Origin of the sequence: Rhizobium sp. B230/85 (assembly GCF_019355735.1) — a bacterium.
Taxonomy (GTDB): domain Bacteria; phylum Pseudomonadota; class Alphaproteobacteria; order Rhizobiales; family Rhizobiaceae; genus Rhizobium; species Rhizobium rhododendri.
The window spans coordinates 3,559,579-3,577,500 of the sequence record NZ_CP072156.1 but is presented as its reverse complement, the minus strand read 5'-3'; the positions used below and the strand labels follow the sequence as shown (position 1 = coordinate 3,577,500).

The window sequence follows — 17,922 nt, the reverse complement described above, 5'->3', positions numbered from 1 at the left end:
GGGTCATCATCAGGCGTTGTGCAAACCGGGATTCCATGGCCACATCCTTCCAATTGCGGGACAACGGATTGCCGCAGGGAACGTTCCCTCGAGGGCATTATCGTTTCATGGAGTAGGCGTGGGGAGGCCGGTACGGCCTCCCGGGTTTGTTTACGGGTGATTGGTTCAGGTCTTGGGAGCGTAGGGTTTTAGCGTCCGCCAGGCGTGGCCGGCGCGGGCGAGGAGATCGTCGGATGCCTGCGGACCGGCGCTGCCCGAGGCGTAGTTCGGGAAGGACGGTTCTTCCTTCGCCCAGGCGTCCTGCAACGGCTGGACAACCCGCCAGGCCTGCTCGACCATGTCGGCGCGCATGAACAGTGTGGCGTCGCCGACCATCACATCATAGATCAGCGTTTCGTAGCCGACATTCGGGAAATCGGCGAACCAGTCGTCGTAGCGAAACAGCATGCCGACATTGGCAAGCGCCATTTCCGGGCCGGGCTGCTTGACCTGCAGGGAAAGAAATATGCCTTCGTCGGGTGCTGTGCGCAGCACCAGCCAGTTTGGCTGCGGGGCCTCGCCTTCCTTGTGGAACGGCTGGCCGGGGGCTGCCTTGAAGGAGATGGCGATCTCGGTCCGCCGTTCGGTCAGGTGCTTGCCGGTGCGCACATAGAAAGGCACACCTTCCCAGCGCGGATTGTCGATGGACAACTGCATGGCGACGTAGGTCTCGATGCGCGAAGCCGGATCGACATTGGCCTCGGATCGGTACGGAACTGCGGTCTTGCCGAGCACCGAACCGGCGTCATACTGGCCGCGCACGGCTTCCGATGGCTGGCACGGACGGATGGCTTCGACCACTTCCGCCTTTTTCGAACGGATGGAGGCGGCGTCGAAGGAGGTCGGCGGCTCCATTGCCACCATCGACAGCAAGGTAAAGAGATGGTTCGGGACCATGTCGCGCAGGGCGCCGGTGTTTTCGTAGAATTTGCCGCGCGTTTCGACCCCGACTGTCTCCGTCACGGTGATTTGCACCTGCTCGATGGCATCGCGGTTCCAGATGCGCTCGAAGAAGCCATTGGCAAAGCGGAAGGCCATGATGTTCTGCACCGTTTCCTTTCCGAGGAAATGGTCGATGCGGTAGATCTGATCCTCCTTCAGGACCTTCAGAATCTGCGCGTTCAGGGCCTGCGAAGAGGCGAGATCGTGGCCGAAGGGCTTTTCGATGACGACCCGTCTCCAGAACTTCGCCCCGCCATCCGATCCGTCAGATTGGGTCACGAGACCGGCCGCACCCAGCTGATCGATGACGGTTCCGAAAAACTGGCCGGCGACTGCCAGATAGAAGATGGCGTTGCCTTGGGTGTCATGACCGGACTTGGCGGCTTCCAGCGCCTTGCCAATCTCGGCATAAAGGTCCGGCTTGGTCAGGTCACCCTGGATATAGACCATTTTCGACACCAGCGTCGTCCAGGCGGCCTCGTCGATGGCGGTTATGTCGAAGTCGGAAGAGCGGTTGCCTATGAAAGTCTCGAGCATTTCGCGCAGGCGTTTGGCCCAGCTCTCGACGTTGCCATCGGCGAGGTCGACGCCGATCAGGGCAAATTTGTCCGGTAGGGTCTTCGACAGCAGCAGGTTATAGAGCGCCGGAATGACCAGGCGGCGGGTCAGGTCGCCACCGGCTCCGAACAGGACCATAGCGCAGGGATCAGCCGGCGCGGGTGTGGTGCGTGTGTCATCGGCCTTGGCGGCCAGTATCTCGGGCGCAGTTGCAGACATCGGCAGTTCCTTGGGGATTGGAAATCGGAGGTGGCGGTTTCGTTGTGATCGTTTCGTCAATGGCCTGCAAGGCCTTTCCGGCGCCTGCATGGCATGCGTTGTAAAGCTGGCATTGTTGCGGCAGAGGTCAAGACGATATAGCCTCGAGGTCAAGGAACCTTTTGCCGCGTCGCGTGCTTATCGGCGTGTCCACCCGGAATGAGAAGCGGCATGGCGGCACTTGCCCTCGCGCAATCCGCCGACAGATATCCGGGAATGAGAACATGACAGATTTACCGATGCGGGCGATGGTCCGCGCCAAAATATCAGAGGAAGATCATGACCAAGAACAGTGCATCCTCAGCAGCTCTCGCAACCCCCACCGATCTCGGCCGTAACGACAGGACGAAGGTCGCCGATGCGCTGAACGGTATCCTCGCGGACACCTTCGCGCTGTATATGAAGACCAAGAATTTCCACTGGCATATGTCGGGCCCGCATTTCCGCGATTATCACCTGATGCTCGACGAGCAGGCCGCCCAGATCATCGGCACGACCGACGACATCGCAGAGCGCGTCCGCAAGATCGGCGCCACCACGCTACGTTCTGTCGGCGACATCGCGCGTCACCAGTCGATATCGGACAACGATGCCGAGTTCGTTGGGCCGGTTGCGATGCTGAAGGAGCTACATGCCGACAATCTCTCGCTGGTCGAGGCGCTGCGCCAGGCCAAGGAACTTGCCGACGACGCCAAGGACAACGCCACCAGCGGCGTCATCGACACCTGGACGGATTTTGCCGAGCGTCGTGCCTGGTTCCTGTTCGAGGCTACCCGCGGCCAAAACTGATCAGGGGCATCCGGGCGGCCGGCGATTGGCCGCTTCCCGATTACCGTAAAACATATGCGCGCCCGGCAACGAAGCCGGGCGTTTGCGTTGAGAGGGCTGTAAGGCAGATCTTTCCGTTGTTCTTTAACAGGTCTCCGCGTCATCAAACTACTGGATGGCAGCGCTGCTTCCGTAAGCTTCAATCGTGCGGAAGCTGGAACAGGTTGCGGATGCGGGTTGCGAGCGAACCGCCCTGTGCATTGCCGATGGCGCCGCTGCCGGCGAACAGGTGTTTTTCAGCATCGATGCGTTGCGACATGATCTGGCCGAGCTCCTCGGCAATCATCGGCCTGTCCTTCAGCAGGGGCGACAGTTGTTCCTGGCCGAGTTCGTAGATGACCACGAAAGTCAGCGCCCGGATGCTGCCGACTTCGTTTGCCCCCATCAGCACGCCACCTTCGCCGAAGCAGTCGCCAGGCGCGAGCCGGGTCAGCTCGATCTCGCGACCGTCCTCGCTGCGCGTGATGCTGACGACGCCGGTGCGCACGATCATCAATGCCGTAAGCTGGCTGTCCTGGGCGGCGATGACAGTGTCCTTGCGATAGGTCCGCCGGGTCATCTGGCCTGCAAGGGCCTCCTTTTCCTCCGATGTCAACGGCGCAAACAGCGGGATATTGCTGAGCAGGCTGAGCGGAGTGCTAATCTTGCGGACTTTGTCCGTATCCGCCAAGGCCTCCGCATCGCCGTAGATGCCGCTGCCCACCGGCGGCGCCATCCTGTAGCCGGAGGATTTGACGTGGCGGTAGATCAGGTCGAAGATCTCGTTCTTGGCCGTTGTCGTCATGGCGATGTTCTTGACGCTGAAGGAGAGGCCGAGCTGTACGGCCTGACTGTCCAGGGCATCTATGGAAACCGACGGTGCCGGGTTTGCGAGGATCGAATTGCTGCTGAGCAGGACATTCCGCATGACCTCTGCCATGAACTTGGGGGCCGTCGTCGGCACCAGGCGAACTGTGATGGTGACGCCGTGCTGTTCATCCGGGCTTGACAGGTTTGTCAGCCGCGCCTTGGCCAGCGCGCTGTTCGGAATGACGATCAGGCCGTTGGTGCCGTTCAACAGATAGGTGGCCCGCCAGTTGGTCTCGATCACCTTTCCCTGCATCCCGTCGTCGAGCACCACCCAGTCACCGACCGAATAGGGCCGGCCGAGGTTGAGAGCGATGCCTGAAAACAGGTCGTTCAGCGTGCTCTGCAGTGCGAGGCCGAGGATGATGGCAAATACGCCCGACGTGGCGAGCAGCGTGCCGACGGGGACACCGAAGACGTCGGCGACGATGGAAAGGCCGGCGCTCATATAGATGACGCCGACGACGAGGTCCTGCAGCAGCCGGCCCTCGCGTGGCTTTCGCTCGAAGATCAGGAACACGCGGACAAAGGCAACCAGCGTCCAGGCACCATTGATCCACCAGACGATCTTGGCGAAGGTCGTAAAGATGCGCAGCGTTACCGAGGTTTCCAGTCCGGCTTTCTCATAGGGAACGATGTCGTTGTGGAGCAGCACCACTGTCAGCAGGATGAACAGTGCGATCTGCGCAACCAGACGCCAGACCTGCCGGCGGCGCAGCAGGATACGGCTGACAACAAAACCGACGATCATGACGAAACAGAACTGGACGACCGGATTGGCGATATCTTCGAACGTCATGAGGGACCAATCGTCTACGCGGAAAGAAACGAGGTGCGCGGCCGAGGCTGAGCTGGCGTTACAGTCGCACGAACGCCGGCACAGTTCCATCCCTGACGCCACGCGATCGTTGACGATGACTTACCCCGATGCGCGACTTGAACTTGCAGCGCGGGCCATCATCTTATAGCTGTCATCCGATATTGATATCCGGCTTCCGGGCGCATTTCGCGGCGTCCTCCAAACACTCGAGGAAATTTCATGACCCAGGCATTCGACATCAAGGGCGACCTTCTGATCGGCGCCGATTCCACCGGCGACAATAGAACCGTGCGCGCCATCAATCCTGCCACCGGCGAAAACTTGGAACCGGCCTTCGCCGTCGCCAGTGTTGCCGATGTCGATCGTGCCTGCGATCTGGCAGCGGCGGCTCTCGACGCCTACCGCGCCGTGAGCCTTGAGGCCCGCGCCGTCTTCCTCGAAACCATCGCCGCCAATATCCTCGAGATCGGTGACCAGCTGCTCGAGCGTGCGCATGCCGAAACCGGCCTGCCGCTCGCCCGCCTCACCGGCGAGCGTGGCCGCACCGTCGGCCAGCTGCGTCTCTTCGCGTCTGTCGTGCGTGCCGGCGAGTGGCTCGACCTGCGCGTCGATCCGGCCCTGCCTGAGCGCCAGCCGTTGCCGCGCCCGGACCTGCGCCTGCGCCAGATCCCGCTCGGCCCGGTCGCCGTATTCGGCGCCAGCAACTTTCCGCTCGCCTTCTCGGTCGCCGGCGGTGACACGGCGTCGGCGCTTGCCGCCGGTTGCCCCGTTGTCGTCAAGGGCCACCTTGCCCACCCCGGTACCGGCGAACTGGTCGGCCGCGCCATCCGCGCTGCCGTTGCCTCCTGCGGCCTGCCGGAGGGCGTGTTCTCGCTGGTCACCGGTGCCAATGAAACCGGTGCTGCGCTCGTGAAGAACCCGCACATCAAGGCAGTCGGCTTTACCGGTTCGCGTGCCGGTGGCCTGGCGCTTGCAGCCATTGCCGCTGCCCGTCCCGAGCCTATCCCGGTCTATGCCGAAATGAGCAGCGTCAACCCGGTCTATCTGTTCCCGGCAGCGCTTGCCGCCCGCGCTGAAGCGCTCGGCAAGGCTTTCGTCGGCTCATTGACCATGGGTGCCGGCCAGTTCTGCACCAACCCGGGCCTGATGTTTGCGGTCGACGGCCCCGACCTCGACACCTTCATCGCTGCTGCCACCGGTACGCTTACCGAAAGCGTACCTGCCCCGATGCTGACCCCCGGCATCCACGCTGCTTATGACAAGGGCGTCGCTGCCTTTGCCGGCAACGAGGCCGTCAAGACGGTCGCCCAGGGCAAGCCTGCCGAAGGCGCCAACCGCAGCCCGGCGATCTTCTTCGAGACCGACGCCGAGCACTTCATGGCAGACGAAAGCCTCGGCAACGAAGTTTTCGGTGCCGCCAGCCTGCTTGTCCATTGCAAGGACGTGGCGCAGATGGTGGCGATTGCCGAGAAGCTGGAAGGCCAGCTGACGGCAACGCTGCATCTCGACCCCGCCGACCATGACGATGCGCGCAAGCTGCTGCCGGTGCTCGAACGCAAGGTTGGTCGCATTCTCGCCAATGGATGGCCAACGGGCGTCGAAGTCAGCCATGCCATGGTGCATGGCGGCCCGTTCCCGGCCACCTCGGACAGCCGCACCACCTCGGTCGGCACCATGGCCATCCGCCGCTACCTGCGCCCGGTCTCCTACCAGGACCTCCCGGACGGCCTGCTGCCGCCGGAACTCAGCAACGACGGCGTGAAGACGCTGCCGCACCTTCTCGACGGCGTGCGCGCCGGGAAGTAACCTTGGGCTCACTGTTAATATGAAGCCGCTGTCTGAAAGGACGGCGGCTTTTTTGTTCTGGGGCTTGGCTGGTTGCGGGCGAGATCGTCTCTGGGGCTTCACCCCCCTCTGCCATGTCGGGCATCTCCCCCACAAAGGGGGAGATTGGCTGGAGCGCCATTGCCTGTCTCACTGGCTTCGACATCGCAGAATTCCTGAGGTCACTGTTTCGGATAGCCGGCGCGGCGACTTGATCTCCCCCCTTGTGGGGGAGATGTCGGCCAGGTCGACAGAGGGGGGCGCCGCATCCATTGGACGGCGTCCGCATCGGTAGTGAGCGCTTGGGCTCACGGTGAATGGGCTTTTTTGTCACGAGCGCCGGCGTCCCTCCCTGCGCAAAACCGTGGCGGGTCTACCTCGGGTCATTGTTTAGGAGACCATCTGATTTTTCTGTCTGTCTATGACATGATGCGCGTCTGCACTAGGTGCGTTGCGAGATGGTCCCGTCCGGAGTTTCGTGTGCTTAGAACCCTTTCGTTCATAGTCGCTGTCGCCGCAACGGTTTCGGCCGCACAGCAACCCACGCCTCTCACTTCCGATCAGCTCATCGACATCTGCGAATCCTCAACTGTTGTCGAGGCCTCGAAGAAAGGTGATGTGTTGGGATGGCAACCGGTGGAGGACAAGGCTTGGAAGAAGAGCTTCGAGAACTACAACGGCGGATCGGTCGACGTTGTCGGTTGGCGGCGCGGCGCAAAAGATAGCGACGGCCTCCTCTCGTTCTGGACTTCGACAGGACCGGTTTCAACCCGAACGTGCTCGCTTTATGCACCAGGTGACGGAGCAGCGCTGCTCAGCGCCTTTTTTTCCCATTTCGGCAAGCCCTCCAAGCTCGACAAATTCGAGCTCGGTCTAATCGCCGACTGGGAGCGAGCGGGGGATGTTGTCGAACTCAGCCAGACCGGTGATCTCTTGTCGGTCAGCTACACAGCTCGCAAATAAGATACCAACGTCCGGTTCGTCGACGTCATGAATTCTGCCGCTCGTGCCGGCTCTGTCTCTTGTGCTTTGCGGTCTCATACCGTTTGAGAGATGGGAGCGCCGCGGGTAGAGGCAGCAGTCTCCGAAGCCAGCTTGGTCCCAGCAAAACGCCGCCTCCCTTTCGGAAGACGGCGCTAATCATGCCATAGCCTGTCTGGCTTAGCTGCGAGGCAGCATGCCTTCGACGTCGGCGGCTGCGTCGTCGAGGGCTTCCTTGGGTTCGGCCGAACCGTCGACGATGCGCGACAGGTTATCGACGATGGTCTGGGTGACCTTGACGCCGTTGGAGCCGGGGAAGGCGTACCATGGGATCATCAACGACATCTGGTTGAGGCCGGCCTGGAACAGCGGGTTCTGCTTGTAGAACTGGCCGAGATACTTGTCGGACTTGGCGGCGAGTTCGTTGTTCGGGACATAGCCGGTACCGGGGACGACGACCGAGGCGCCATAGGGGCCGGCGGCGAACTTGGCGAACTTCCAGGCGGCTTCCTGCTTGACCGGGTCCTTGGCAAGAATGACAACAGCGTTGCCGCCGGTCGGCAGGTGGCCCTTGGCCGGATCGAGCAAAGGCAGCTTGGCGGTACGCAGGTCGAACTTGGTGCCGACATTCTTGATAGTATTGCGCAGAGCGCCTGTCGTCTGGAACTCGAAGCCGACCTTGCCAGCGGCGAAGGCCTGTTCTCCGGCGGACTTGGTGAAGACGGGGAGGCCGCCTTCCTTGACCATGCGCTGCAGGGTTTCGGCAGCCTTCAGGCCTTCAGGACCGTTGAATGCGACCTTGGTCTCGTCGGCATTCAGCATCGTGCCGCCGTTGCCGAACAGCAGTGCGGAGAACATCCAGTCGTCGCCCTGCCAGCGGAAATCGATACCATCGACGCCGTTGCCGAGCGCCTTGATCTTGCCGCCGAGAGCAATGACTTCGTCCCAGGTGGTCGGCGGGACGTCGGGATTACCGCCGGCAGCCTTCACCAGATCGGCATTGTAGTACATGATCGGGGTTGAGGTGGCGAAGGCGAGACCGAGCTGTTTGCCGTTGACCTGGGCGAGCTTCAGGATCGTGTCCGAGAAGCCTTCCTCGGCCATGTTGCCGTCCTTCTTGATCAGCGGTCCGAGGTCGAGGGCAACGTTGCGCTCGGAGATCATCCGGAGCCTGTTGAGGCCGATGAAGGTGACATCGGGCATGGCGTCAGTACCGGCCTGGCGCAGGATCGTCTGGATGCCGTCTTCGTAGGTGGCCGACGGGCTGGCAAACTGGATCTTGATATCAGGGTTTTCTTCCATGAACTTCTTCGAGATCGTGTCCATCACGTCCTTGAAGAAGCCGGGCATCGGGTAATGCACCGTCAGCGTGGTTTCGGCATAGGCCGGCACCGACACGGCCATCGCGATGGCAGCGGCGGCAACGAGCTTGGTGAAATATTTCATCGAGCGTTCTCCTGTTTGACGACCGGTCAGCCTTTGAGACCGGTCATGGTAATTCCCTCGACGAAGCGCTTTTGCGCGAGCAGGAAGGCGGCAACGAGGGGAAGGGTTATGACCATGGTGGCGGCCATCAGCGCGCCGTAGTCGTCGCCGGCTTCGGCGGCGCGGAAATACATCAGCCCGAGCGGCGGCGTGGCAAAGCCCTGCTTGCTGATGACGATCAGCGGCCAGTAGAGATCGTTCCAGTGGGCAACCACCGAGAAGATCGCGAAGGCGGTGACGGCAGGCCAGGCATTCGGCACGATGACGCGGGCGACGATGCCGATTTCCGACATGCCGTCGAGGCGGGCCGCATGGATCAGGTCGTCCGGCATGGCGCGGAAGAATTGCAGGAACATGAAGATCGCAAAGACCGAGATCGAGAACGGCGCCACGAGCGCGGTGTAGCTGTTGAGCAGCGAGGCGCTGTCGAAGGCGACGTAGAGCGGCAGTGCCGTCGCGTGGATTGGCACCAGCAGCCCGAGCATGACCATCGCCATCATCAGTTTTGCAGCGCGGAACTTGAGTTTGGCCATGGCGTAGGCGCAGGGGATTGCGACGATGACCTGGAAAAAGAAGATCAGGCCGCAGACGAGAACGCCGTTCCACAACAGCGTGCCCATCGGCACCCGGCTGAACGCCTTGGTGAAGTTGGCGACGTAATAGAAGGTCTGCGGTATCAACGACAGCGCCGAGGTGAAGATCTCGCTCTGCGTCTTGCCGGCCGCCGACAGCATGAAGATGTAGGGAGATAGGAAGACCAGCGCACCGAGCGACAGCACGGTCAGGCGGATGGCGCGGCCCGTTGAAAAGGTGGCTGTGCTCATGAGTATTGCACCCGCTTGTCGAGGACGTTGTACTGCAGGAAGGTGAGCACCATCAGGATGACGAGGAAGACGACGGTCATTGCCGACGCATAGCCGACATGCAGGTAGACGAAACCTTCGTGATAGATGGTGAAGAGCAGGACTTCCGACGCCCGGTTTGGGCCGCCTTCTGTCAACGTCTGGACCGTCTCGAACACCTTGACGGCATTGATGATGCTGATGGTGGTGACGAACAGCGTCGTCGGCGCCAGCATCGGCCAGGTGACAAGCCGGAACCGATCGATCGCCGAGCGTGCGCCGTCGACTTCGGCAGCGGCATAGAGCTCGCGCGGGATGGCGGTGAGACCAGCTAGGAACAGCACCATGTTGAAGCCGACCGATTGCCAGACCCCGATGATCGACAGGCTGTAGAGCACGGTGCCGGCAGAGCCCAGCCAGTTCGGGCCGGGAAGGCCGACCATGGCCAGCATGGCGTTGATGGGGCCGATGGTCGGGTGGAACAGATATTGCCAGACGGTCGCCATGGCGACGATCAGCGAGGCGACCGGCAGGAAATAGGCGGTGCGGAAGAAACTGCGCGCCGTCGTCTCGCTCTCGATCAGTAGCGCTACGCCAAGGCCGAGGATGATGGAGACCGGCGCGACGATGGCCGTGTAGACCGTCGTATTCCACAACGACTTCTTGAAGGTACGGTCGCTGAAGAGGTGGGCGTAGTTGTCCAGGCCGACGAAGCGGAACTTGTCGATGCCGAGTTCGAAATTGGTAAAGCCGAGACCGATGACGGCAATCACCGGCAAGAGCACGAAGACTACCATCAAGACGATGGCCGGCGAGGCGAGCAGCCAGGCGGTGCGCGCTTCGCTGCGGGCGTGAATGTCGGCCGTCCTCTTTGCGGGAACGGCGTCGAAGGCGATGCTAGCCATGGGCGTGCTCCCGCACTGCGTCGACGCTGACGTGAGCGGCGGCGAGGCGTTTTCCATTAGCAGCAAAGACCATTGCCCGGTCGGGTGAGAGGATCATTCCCACCGGCTTGCCGACGGCAATGCCGGATGCTTCGGCCGGCGTCAGCTTGGCGATCATGATTTCACCGATGGCGTCGAGCTTGCAGTAGACGATGACCTCGGAGCCGAGGAATTCGACGCGCTCGACACGGGCGGAAAGCGCATCCTTGCCGACGTCCGACAGGCGCACGAACTCGGGGCGAATGCCGATGGTGACGTCGGTGCCATCGACGTGGCTGTCGGCGAGCGTCATGCGGATGCCGCCGAACGAGACGATGCCGTTCTCGGCCAGCGCCGGAACCAGGTTGATGCGTGGCTGGCCGACGAAGCGGGCAACATCGACATGGGCCGGGTCGTCATAGATGACCTGCGGCGTGGCAAGCTGCAGCAAGTTGCCGCCGATCATGACGGCGACGCGGTCGGCCATAGACAGGGCCTCGGCCTGGTCGTGGGTGACGTAGACCGTCGGCACACCGGCGCGACGGTGGAGATCGACGATCTCGCCGCGGGCATGGACGCGCAGGTTGGCGTCGAGGTTGGACAGCGGCTCATCCATCAGGAAGACGCTCGGCTGGCGGACCATGGCACGGGCCAGCGCGACGCGTTGCCTTTGGCCGCCGGACATCTGGCCGGGCTTGCGATCGAGCAGGTGGTCGATCTTCAGCGAACGCGCCATTTCGGCGACGTCGCCCTGGATCGTCTTGCGGGTGCTGCGCTGGCCGGGCATCAAGTTGCCGATGAGGGGCAGGCGCTGGCTGCGAGACAGCCGGCGCATGGCGAGCGGCACCGCGATGTTCTGGCCAGCGGTCAGGTGCGGATAGAGGGCGTAGGACTGGAAGACCATCGCAATGTTGCGGTCGGCCGCCGCCGTCCCGGACATTTCCTTGCCGCCGATGACGATCTCGCCGCTATCGGCATGATCGAGGCCTGCGAGGATGCGCAGCAGCGTACTCTTGCCGCAGCCGGAAGGGCCTACCAGCGCGATGAACTCGCCCGGCTCGACCTCGAGGCTGACGCCCTTGAGAATGGCGGTGTCACCGAAGGATTTGGTTATGCCAGAAAGGGAGAGCGCGCTCATTGGGCCGCATCCCGGACGACCTTGTGGGCTGCCTGGGGATAAACCTCCTCGACGACATCGTCGAGGAAATAGGCGGTCATGCCGGGAACCGCGACAAGCTCGGTGGTGACGTCATCGGCAAACGTGTGGATAGCGGCGCCGACAAAGCGTTCGCCAGGCATTTCCCGTTCCATCTTGTCGAGGATGAAGGCGGCGGGCGGTGCCCAGACGGTGGCGGTAGTGCTGAAGCCGCCCTTCCAGGCCCAGTGCAGGTGACCGCTGCCAAACAGCGCAACATCATGGGCGGCAATCAGATCGTAGAGGCGCTGACGCGGGGTCGGCCGGACGCTCCAGTAGCCGGTGTCGCCCTCGTCCGGCGTGTCGACGAAGAGCGGCTTGTGGGCGAAGATCGCGACGCGGCGGTCGCCCCGGCTGGCAAGCGTTGTTTGCAGCCATTCGAACTGGGCTTCGTCCTCGCCATCCTCAAAGCCCATCAACTGGCTGTTGAGGCCGATCAGACGCCAATTGCCTCGATCTTCAACCCAGCGGTCGGGGCCGACGAGGCGCCGCCAGCGGGCCAGCCGCTCGGCATTGACGGGCTGGGCCGAACCAGGGAGATGGCCGACATCATGATTGCCGGGGACAATCAGCATCGGCACGGCGACCTGCCGCATCAGATCCATCGAGAAGACGAGGTCCTCGTCCTTGTCGGCGCCGTCGACGCTGAGGTCGCCGGTGTGGATGACGAGATCGGCGCCGCTGTCGTTGATCCAGCGTGCCAGTGGTTCCCAGTTGCCGTTGAAATGCGGCTTTCCGGGGCTGACATGGGTGTCGGTAATCTGGATGATTTTCATGCGGCGTCTCCGAAATAAAGATGGAAGCGCCTTCGGTGAGCGGCGCTCCAGAGGAGGCCGGCGCTTCTTGCCGCTCTCTCTAGTGCTCGCTCATGTCAGTTGAATAACAGCCGCACGGCCATTTAAAGTTTCGCCGGGTTGTCGCGAAATGTCGTGCGAGTGGCTCCCGGATCGCGTTTCGGGAAGCTCGGATCGCTCGCTGTCAGGTCTCGATGCCGACCGGCTGACTGGCATCAATCCGGCTGTAAACTGGCATCGGCGCGAGCTTGCTTCCGTCCTTCACGATGTACACCGGGACGGATTTGGCGGCGGGCACCTTGCTCTTTTCGGCATGTTGCCAAAGCGGTATCAAGGAGTTGCACTCAGGATAATACGCGCCGCAGCACCCTTCAGGGATGCTGTATGGGACGGCGCGCAGGCCATCCAGCCGGCGGACGATATTGTCATCGGTAGCGGTGACCAACGACACACTGTCGTCCTTGGCGATGCCGAACCTCTGCATGTCCGCTGTGTTGAGGAAGACTACCATGCGTGTGCCCTCGACCCCGCGAAAGCGATCGCTATAGCCATAGACGGTGGTGTTGAACTGGTCGTTGCTGCGTAGCGTCATGAGCCGGAAGATGTCGGCGTGGTCTTCCGCGAAACTTGCCGACAGTGCGGTCGGCACCTTGAAATTTGCCTTGCCCGTGTCCGTCTGCCAGTCGCGCTCGCGGGCGGCGAGCGGTTTTTCAAAGCCGCCGGGGGTAAACAGCCGCTTGTTGAAATCCTTGAATATCTTCGGGTAGGTCGCCTCTATTGCGTCGCGCACCTTGCCGTAATCATCGACCCAGGCGTCCCATGGGATGTCTGGATTTTCGGGAAGGGTGGCCTTGGCAATCCCGGCAACGATTTTCGTCTCGGAATAAAGCCCGGGGCCTGCGGGAGCGTGAAAACCTCTGGAGCCGTGGATGCAAGACGTGCTGTCCTCGACGCTGACGGCCTGCGGACCGCTTGCCTGCTCGTCGATTTCGGTTCTGCCGAGGCACGGCAGGAGGTAGGAGACGCTGCCGTTGAACAGCTGGCCACGGTTGAGCCGTGTGGCGATCTGCACTGTCAGGCGCATGGCCGGCCAGCGCTCCTCCATCAATTCCCGTTCCGGCACGGCGCGAAGGAAATTACCACCGAGCCCGATGAAGCCTTCGACATCGCCCTTGATGATTGCCTGGCAAGCATCAACGGTTGTCAGGCCATCCTCGTAAGGCGGCTCAAAGTGGTAGAGTTCCTTCAGCCTGTCCAGCGGAACCAGCTTGGTCTTTTCCGAAATGCCGACCGTGCGCTGGCCCTGAACATTCGAGTGGCCGCGCACGGGGCAGATGCCGGCGCCGGGCCGGCCGATATTGCCGCGCAGCAGAAGCAGGTTGACCAGCATCTGGACCGCCTGGACGCCGAGCTTGTGCTGGGTCAGTCCCATGCCATAGATGCCGATCACGGATTTGGCGCGACTATAGGTATCCGCCGCCTGGACCATTGCGGCAATCGGCAGGCCTGATTCCCGAACGAGGACGTCCCAGTCCTGAGACCTGACATAATCGATGAACTCTTCGGCGCCGTGGGTGTGTTCTGCCAGAAATTCGCGGTCGAGGACGCCGTTACCGCCGGATGCGAGGTCGGCGTCGTCGGTTGCCAGCAGTGCCTTGCAGATGCCGGCTATAGCGGCAATGTCCCCACCGGCCTTGACCTGGTGATACTGGCTGCTGATCTCAGTGGCATGGTTGGTGGCCATCTGGAGCGGGCTTTGCGGATTGACGAACCGCTCGAGGCCACGTTCCTTCAGCGGATTGAAGGTGACGATCTCGGCGCCGCGCTTTACTGCTTCCTGCAGCTGGTGCAGCATGCGCGGCGCATTGGAGCCGGTGTTGTGGCCGAAGAAAAAGAACGCTTCCGCCGTCTCGAAGTCGTCCAGCCGCACCGTCCCGACGGGAATCCCGATGCTCTCAGGAAGTGCGACAGAGGTGGATTCGTGGCACATATTGGAGCTGTCAGGCAGGTTGTTTGTGCCGTAGACCCGGGCCATGAGCTGATACATGTAAGACGTTTCCAGCGAGGCCCGGCCGGAGGCGTAGAACACGACCTTGTTGGGGTCGACTGCACGGATTGCCTTCAGTTCGCGGCCGATCGCCTCAAAGGCGTCGTCCCATGAGACGGGAACATAGCGGTCGCTCGCGGCATCGTAGCGCATCGGCTGCATCAGCCGGCCGGCATTTTCGAGATCGTAGTCGCTCCAGTCGCGCAGTTCGGTAACCGTGTGCTGCGCGAAGAAATCCGCGTCGGCGCGCGCGGCGGCCAGTTCCCAGAATGTCGCCTTGGCGCCGTTCTCGCAGAACTCGGCCGTGTGCGGCTTGGCGGGCTTTGCCCAGGCGCAGCTGACGCAGGCAAAGCCATCGGTTTTGTTCTGCTTGGCGAGACCGGCGACGACGCTGAGCGGCTGGCCGTTTTCCCGCGCCTGATGGGCCAGCGATCTGACTGATCCCCACCCGCCGGCCGGAGCATCGTTCTGTTCGATTTTCGGAGTGTCGGACATTATCGTCTCCCGCTTGCACAAGGCCGCGTTTCGTAACTTGCCTCGAGGCGATCAGTTCCACCGAGGTGGCGGGCCTCCCGCGCAAGATTTGAGCTGCTCTTGCCAACCGGGCCGAAAGCTGGTGTGTCGCGACAATGGCACGATCGAAAGGAAGCCGAGATGTCCGACCAGGAAAGCCGCATTACCCAGCTTGAGGAAGTTGTCGCCTATCAGGCAAAAACCATCGACGAACTCTCCGACCAGCTGACGGCGCAGTGGAAGGTGGTCGAGGAAACCCGCTACAAGCTCGAACGTCTGGTCGAGCGTTTCATGACGCTCGAGGAAGAAACTGCCGACGCACCGGCCAACGCAAAACCGCCGCACTACTGATCCCCGTATTGCCGGGGCCGCGCCTGGATAGCGGTAACATTTCTGTGTCTCACGCGGCTTTGTGTAACAAAACGACGGCCGCGTTCGTATCTGCTGTATGATGAATAAAACCGGGAGGACCGGAATGCAGACGAGACGCGCATTGCTGATGACTGTGGCGACCGGTGCGGCGGTGTTTTCCGCGCGCAACTGGAACGGATCGCCGGCAACTGCGGCTGCCGCGACGTTTCCCCTGACCCATACCGATGCGGAATGGCACAAGCTTTTGACCGCAGACCAATACGAGGTTCTGCGCAACGAGGGTACGGAACGCCCGTTTACCAGCCCGCTGCTCGAAGAACACCGCAAGGGACGGTTCGCCTGTGCCGGCTGCGCATCGCCGCTGTTTTCCTCGGAAACCAAGTTCGAGAGCGGCACGGGCTGGCCGAGTTTCTGGCAGCCGCTGCCGAAGGCCGTCGGGACTGTCAAGGATACGTCCTACGGCATGGTTCGCAACGCCGTGCATTGTGCCCGTTGCGGCAGCCATATCGGCCATGTCTTCAACGACGGGCCCAAGCCGACCGGCCTTCGCTACTGTATGAACGGCATGGCCATGACGTTCCAGGCGTCATCTGCGTGACGCACCTGCTGAAACGCCAATTCTGCCCAGCATTTGGGCTTAGACTTCAGACCTACGCATTCACCTCCGGTTGACGGGAGATCTTCCATGACCATGCCTTTGAAATATTCCATGCGCGAAGCCTTGTCCCACTATGGCCGACGGGCCGGCACCGCTGTTGCGGTCCTTCTGGTCGGCGGCACTGTGCTGCATTTCACACCTTCCCAGGCCGGCGAAGCCCGCGAGATTCCGAAAGCCACTGTCGACGAGGCGCCGGGTTCCGGCACCGAGACAATCGCGCTTGCCGGGGGTTGTTTCTGGGGCGTGCAGGGCGTCTTCCAGCATGTCGACGGCGTGGTCAGCGCTGTGTCCGGCTATGCCGGCGGCGCGAAGAATACTGCTGAATACGAGACTGTCAGCACCGGCAGCACGGGCCATGCCGAGACCGTGAAGGTGGTGTTCGATCCACACAAGATCAGCCTTGGCCATCTGCTGCAGATCTACTTCTCCGTCGCACACGATCCCACGGAATTGAACCGCCAAGGGCCGGACAGCGGCACCCAATACCGTTCGGCAATCTTTCCGACCACGCCTGAACAGGCGCGAGTCGCCAAGGCCTATATCGAGCAACTGAACAAGGCGCACGTCTTCGGCGAGGCTGTCGTCACGAAGATAGAGCCTGGGAAGAGCTTCTATCCGGCCGAGACCTATCATCAGAATTTCCTGACGACCCATCCGACCTATCCCTATATCGCGATTAACGACATGCCGAAAATCGACGACCTGAAGCGCCTATTCCCCAAGGATTATCGCGCCGAACCGGTACTCGTGACCGCCAGCAACTGATCGACGACTACCGCTCCGTCAGGCGCGACCTGACGGAGCGGTTGGCACTCCTGAGGTCTGGCGCAAGGGCGGCGGATATTTATCCGAGGCATAGCGTATATCCGATATCTCACTCGGTCGGCGTCCCTCTGGTGCGAGGCGACAAATGGGCGCATGCCCCCAGTGCATCGTTTGTGCCAATATCAGTTAGGCAGCCTATCGTTATCCGGTAAGGGTGGTGCCACAGGCAGATACAACAGAGCATCCAGCATGATCGTCCGCGAGCGCCCGGGGCTACTCCCGCTATTCTTCATCATGCGCGGATCGATCGTTCCCCGCATTCTGCCGCAGATCATCGTGATTTTCGTTATGTCCTGCCTCATCACCTGGGGCCATCACGAGCGCCCGGGCATGATCCTGTCGGTCAGCGGTGTGCCCTTCGCCGTGCTCGGCACGGCGCTTTCGGTGTTTCTGTCTTTCCGCAACAATGCCTGCTACCAGCGCTGGTGGGAGGCCCGACACAGCTGGGGACAACTGGTCTACGCGGCAAGGACGTTTTCGCGCCAGACCATGCTGCTGGAAGCTATGCACGGCGAGGAGGGGCGGCAGGTCAGGCGCAGCCTGCTGACGCTGGCCATGGCCATGCCGCATGCGCTTGTCCAGCATCTTCGGCCGGACGGCGACCAGAGCAAGGTCGAGCGGCTATTGCCGGACGATGTCCAGCCCCTCTATCACGCTGCATCGAACAGGCCTGAAATGCTGATGCGGCTGATGTCGGCCGATCTGGCAAGAATGCGGGCGAGCGACCGGATAACAGATATCCAGTACCAGATGCTCGACAGGACAATCACCGACATGGCAATCGTGCCGGCGACCTGCGAGCGCATCCGAAACACGCCGTTGCCGTTTGCCTACACGCTGCTGGTTCATCGCACGGCCTATCTGTTCTGCTTCCTCATGCCGTTCGGTTCGGTCGACGTGCTCGGCTGGGGAACGCCGTTTGCGGCGGCGGTCATCGCCTACACCTTCTTCGGTCTGGATGCGCTCGGTGACGAGCTCGAAAATCCGTTCAGCAAGGAGGCAAATGCTTTGCCTATCGGTGCGCTTGCCGATGCTATCGAGCATAATCTGCGCGAAGCCATGGGCGAGACGGATCTGCCCCCGCTGCCGACGCCCACCAATTTCGTCCTGATGTAGGCCGCATTGCGATTTTTTTGATCGTGCCGGGAATAAGTTCGCATCGGTGTCCGTAT

The 17,922-nt window shown here is 61.9% G+C and carries 16 protein-coding genes (1 of these 16 only partly in view); 7 read left to right on the top strand and 9 right to left on the bottom strand.

Features of this window, described 5'->3' with window-relative positions; translation table 11 throughout:
• Window positions 1–37: the start of a hypothetical protein gene (locus J5289_RS17200; RefSeq protein ID WP_209185029.1), read on the bottom strand. Its footprint begins 110 nt before the window's first position; 37 of the gene's 147 nt are visible here — the first part of the coding sequence; the start codon lies at window positions 35–37; the stop codon falls past the left edge of the window.
• A gap of 128 nt (window positions 38–165) precedes the next feature.
• Window positions 166–1,758 carry a glucose-6-phosphate dehydrogenase gene (gene zwf / locus J5289_RS17195; protein WP_247749811.1) on the bottom strand — a complete coding sequence of 531 codons (1,593 nt, stop codon included), beginning with the start codon at window positions 1,756–1,758 and terminating at the stop codon, window positions 166–168.
• A 318-nt stretch (window positions 1,759–2,076) separates the two neighbouring features.
• On the opposite strand from zwf, the gene J5289_RS17190 reads away from it, so the two are divergent.
• Window positions 2,077–2,586, top strand: a complete 510-nt coding sequence (locus J5289_RS17190) for a Dps family protein (protein WP_209185028.1) — start codon at window positions 2,077–2,079, stop codon at window positions 2,584–2,586.
• A gap of 178 nt (window positions 2,587–2,764) precedes the next feature.
• On the opposite strand, the gene J5289_RS17185 is transcribed toward J5289_RS17190, so the two are convergent.
• Window positions 2,765–4,270 (bottom strand): cyclic nucleotide-binding domain-containing protein, encoded by a 1,506-nt coding sequence (locus J5289_RS17185; RefSeq protein ID WP_209185027.1) that lies wholly within the window; start codon window positions 4,268–4,270, stop codon window positions 2,765–2,767.
• Window positions 4,271–4,510: 240 nt separating this feature from the next.
• Here J5289_RS17185 and J5289_RS17180 point away from each other — a divergent pair, with 240 nt between their 5' ends.
• Window positions 4,511–6,097, top strand: a complete 1,587-nt coding sequence (locus J5289_RS17180) for an aldehyde dehydrogenase (NADP(+)) (RefSeq protein WP_209185026.1) — start codon at window positions 4,511–4,513, stop codon at window positions 6,095–6,097.
• Between the two features lie 498 nt (window positions 6,098–6,595).
• Window positions 6,596–7,078, top strand: a complete 483-nt coding sequence (locus tag J5289_RS17175; protein WP_209185025.1) for a hypothetical protein — start codon at window positions 6,596–6,598, stop codon at window positions 7,076–7,078.
• A 198-nt stretch (window positions 7,079–7,276) separates the two neighbouring features.
• On the opposite strand, the gene J5289_RS17170 is transcribed toward J5289_RS17175, so the two are convergent.
• The 6 genes from J5289_RS17170 to J5289_RS17145 form a co-directional block, all read right to left on the bottom strand.
• Window positions 7,277–8,542, bottom strand: a complete 1,266-nt coding sequence (locus J5289_RS17170) for an ABC transporter substrate-binding protein (RefSeq protein WP_209185024.1) — start codon at window positions 8,540–8,542, stop codon at window positions 7,277–7,279.
• Window positions 8,543–8,568: 26 nt separating this feature from the next.
• Complete coding sequence (locus J5289_RS17165; protein WP_209185023.1) at window positions 8,569–9,405, bottom strand: carbohydrate ABC transporter permease; 837 nt, start codon at window positions 9,403–9,405, stop codon at window positions 8,569–8,571.
• Window positions 9,402–10,328, bottom strand: coding sequence for a carbohydrate ABC transporter permease (locus tag J5289_RS17160; protein ID WP_209206441.1), 927 nt, complete (start codon window positions 10,326–10,328; stop codon window positions 9,402–9,404). Before J5289_RS17160 ends, J5289_RS17165 begins: the two co-directional genes overlap by 4 nt.
• Complete coding sequence (locus J5289_RS17155; RefSeq protein WP_209185021.1) at window positions 10,321–11,484, bottom strand: ABC transporter ATP-binding protein; 1,164 nt, start codon at window positions 11,482–11,484, stop codon at window positions 10,321–10,323. Before J5289_RS17155 ends, J5289_RS17160 begins: the two co-directional genes overlap by 8 nt.
• Entirely contained in the window at window positions 11,481–12,317 is an 837-nt protein-coding gene (locus tag J5289_RS17150) for a metallophosphoesterase (protein WP_209185020.1), read from the bottom strand. The genes J5289_RS17155 and J5289_RS17150 overlap by 4 nt, the downstream gene beginning before the upstream one ends.
• 202 nt (window positions 12,318–12,519) lie before the next feature.
• The gene (locus J5289_RS17145) at window positions 12,520–14,877 is read right to left on the bottom strand and encodes an FdhF/YdeP family oxidoreductase (RefSeq protein WP_209185019.1); all 2,358 of its coding nucleotides are present in this window, start codon (window positions 14,875–14,877) and stop codon (window positions 12,520–12,522) included.
• Between the two features lie 159 nt (window positions 14,878–15,036).
• On the opposite strand from J5289_RS17145, the gene J5289_RS17140 reads away from it, so the two are divergent.
• The 4 genes from J5289_RS17140 to J5289_RS17125 all read left to right on the top strand — a co-directional run bounded on the left by J5289_RS17140 (window position 15,037) and on the right by J5289_RS17125 (window position 17,866).
• Window positions 15,037–15,246 (top strand): SlyX family protein, encoded by a 210-nt coding sequence (locus tag J5289_RS17140; RefSeq protein WP_209185018.1) that lies wholly within the window; start codon window positions 15,037–15,039, stop codon window positions 15,244–15,246.
• Window positions 15,247–15,370: 124 nt separating this feature from the next.
• Window positions 15,371–15,865: a peptide-methionine (R)-S-oxide reductase MsrB gene (gene msrB / locus J5289_RS17135; RefSeq protein ID WP_209185017.1), complete on the top strand. Its 495-nt coding sequence runs from the start codon at window positions 15,371–15,373 to the stop codon at window positions 15,863–15,865.
• Window positions 15,866–15,952: 87 nt separating this feature from the next.
• Window positions 15,953–16,690 carry a peptide-methionine (S)-S-oxide reductase MsrA gene (gene msrA, locus J5289_RS17130; RefSeq protein ID WP_209185016.1) on the top strand — a complete coding sequence of 246 codons (738 nt, stop codon included), beginning with the start codon at window positions 15,953–15,955 and terminating at the stop codon, window positions 16,688–16,690.
• A gap of 249 nt (window positions 16,691–16,939) precedes the next feature.
• A complete protein-coding gene (locus tag J5289_RS17125; RefSeq protein WP_209185015.1) occupies window positions 16,940–17,866 on the top strand; it encodes a bestrophin family protein in 927 nt (308 codons plus the stop codon).
• Window positions 17,867–17,922: the final 56 nt, after the last annotated feature.

What these genes read in the sequence shown, in the direction of transcription:
- J5289_RS17145 (WP_209185019.1), bottom strand. Translation starts at nt 14,877, where the DNA reads ATGTCCGACACTCCGAAAATCGAACAGAACGATGCTCCGGCCGGCGGG.
- J5289_RS17140 (WP_209185018.1), top strand. Translation starts at nt 15,037, where the DNA reads ATGTCCGACCAGGAAAGCCGCATTACCCAGCTTGAGGAAGTTGTCGCC.
- J5289_RS17170 (WP_209185024.1), bottom strand. Translation starts at nt 8,542, where the DNA reads ATGAAATATTTCACCAAGCTCGTTGCCGCCGCTGCCATCGCGATGGCC.
- J5289_RS17150 (WP_209185020.1), bottom strand. Translation starts at nt 12,317, where the DNA reads ATGAAAATCATCCAGATTACCGACACCCATGTCAGCCCCGGAAAGCCG.
- J5289_RS17160 (WP_209206441.1), bottom strand. Translation starts at nt 10,328, where the DNA reads ATGGCTAGCATCGCCTTCGACGCCGTTCCCGCAAAGAGGACGGCCGAC.
- J5289_RS17155 (WP_209185021.1), bottom strand. Translation starts at nt 11,484, where the DNA reads ATGAGCGCGCTCTCCCTTTCTGGCATAACCAAATCCTTCGGTGACACC.
- msrB (WP_209185017.1), top strand. Translation starts at nt 15,371, where the DNA reads ATGCAGACGAGACGCGCATTGCTGATGACTGTGGCGACCGGTGCGGCG.
- J5289_RS17125 (WP_209185015.1), top strand. Translation starts at nt 16,940, where the DNA reads ATGATCGTCCGCGAGCGCCCGGGGCTACTCCCGCTATTCTTCATCATG.
- J5289_RS17185 (WP_209185027.1), bottom strand. Translation starts at nt 4,270, where the DNA reads ATGACGTTCGAAGATATCGCCAATCCGGTCGTCCAGTTCTGTTTCGTC.
- msrA (WP_209185016.1), top strand. Translation starts at nt 15,953, where the DNA reads ATGACCATGCCTTTGAAATATTCCATGCGCGAAGCCTTGTCCCACTAT.
- J5289_RS17190 (WP_209185028.1), top strand. Translation starts at nt 2,077, where the DNA reads ATGACCAAGAACAGTGCATCCTCAGCAGCTCTCGCAACCCCCACCGAT.
- zwf (WP_247749811.1), bottom strand. Translation starts at nt 1,758, where the DNA reads ATGTCTGCAACTGCGCCCGAGATACTGGCCGCCAAGGCCGATGACACA.
- J5289_RS17180 (WP_209185026.1), top strand. Translation starts at nt 4,511, where the DNA reads ATGACCCAGGCATTCGACATCAAGGGCGACCTTCTGATCGGCGCCGAT.
- J5289_RS17165 (WP_209185023.1), bottom strand. Translation starts at nt 9,405, where the DNA reads ATGAGCACAGCCACCTTTTCAACGGGCCGCGCCATCCGCCTGACCGTG.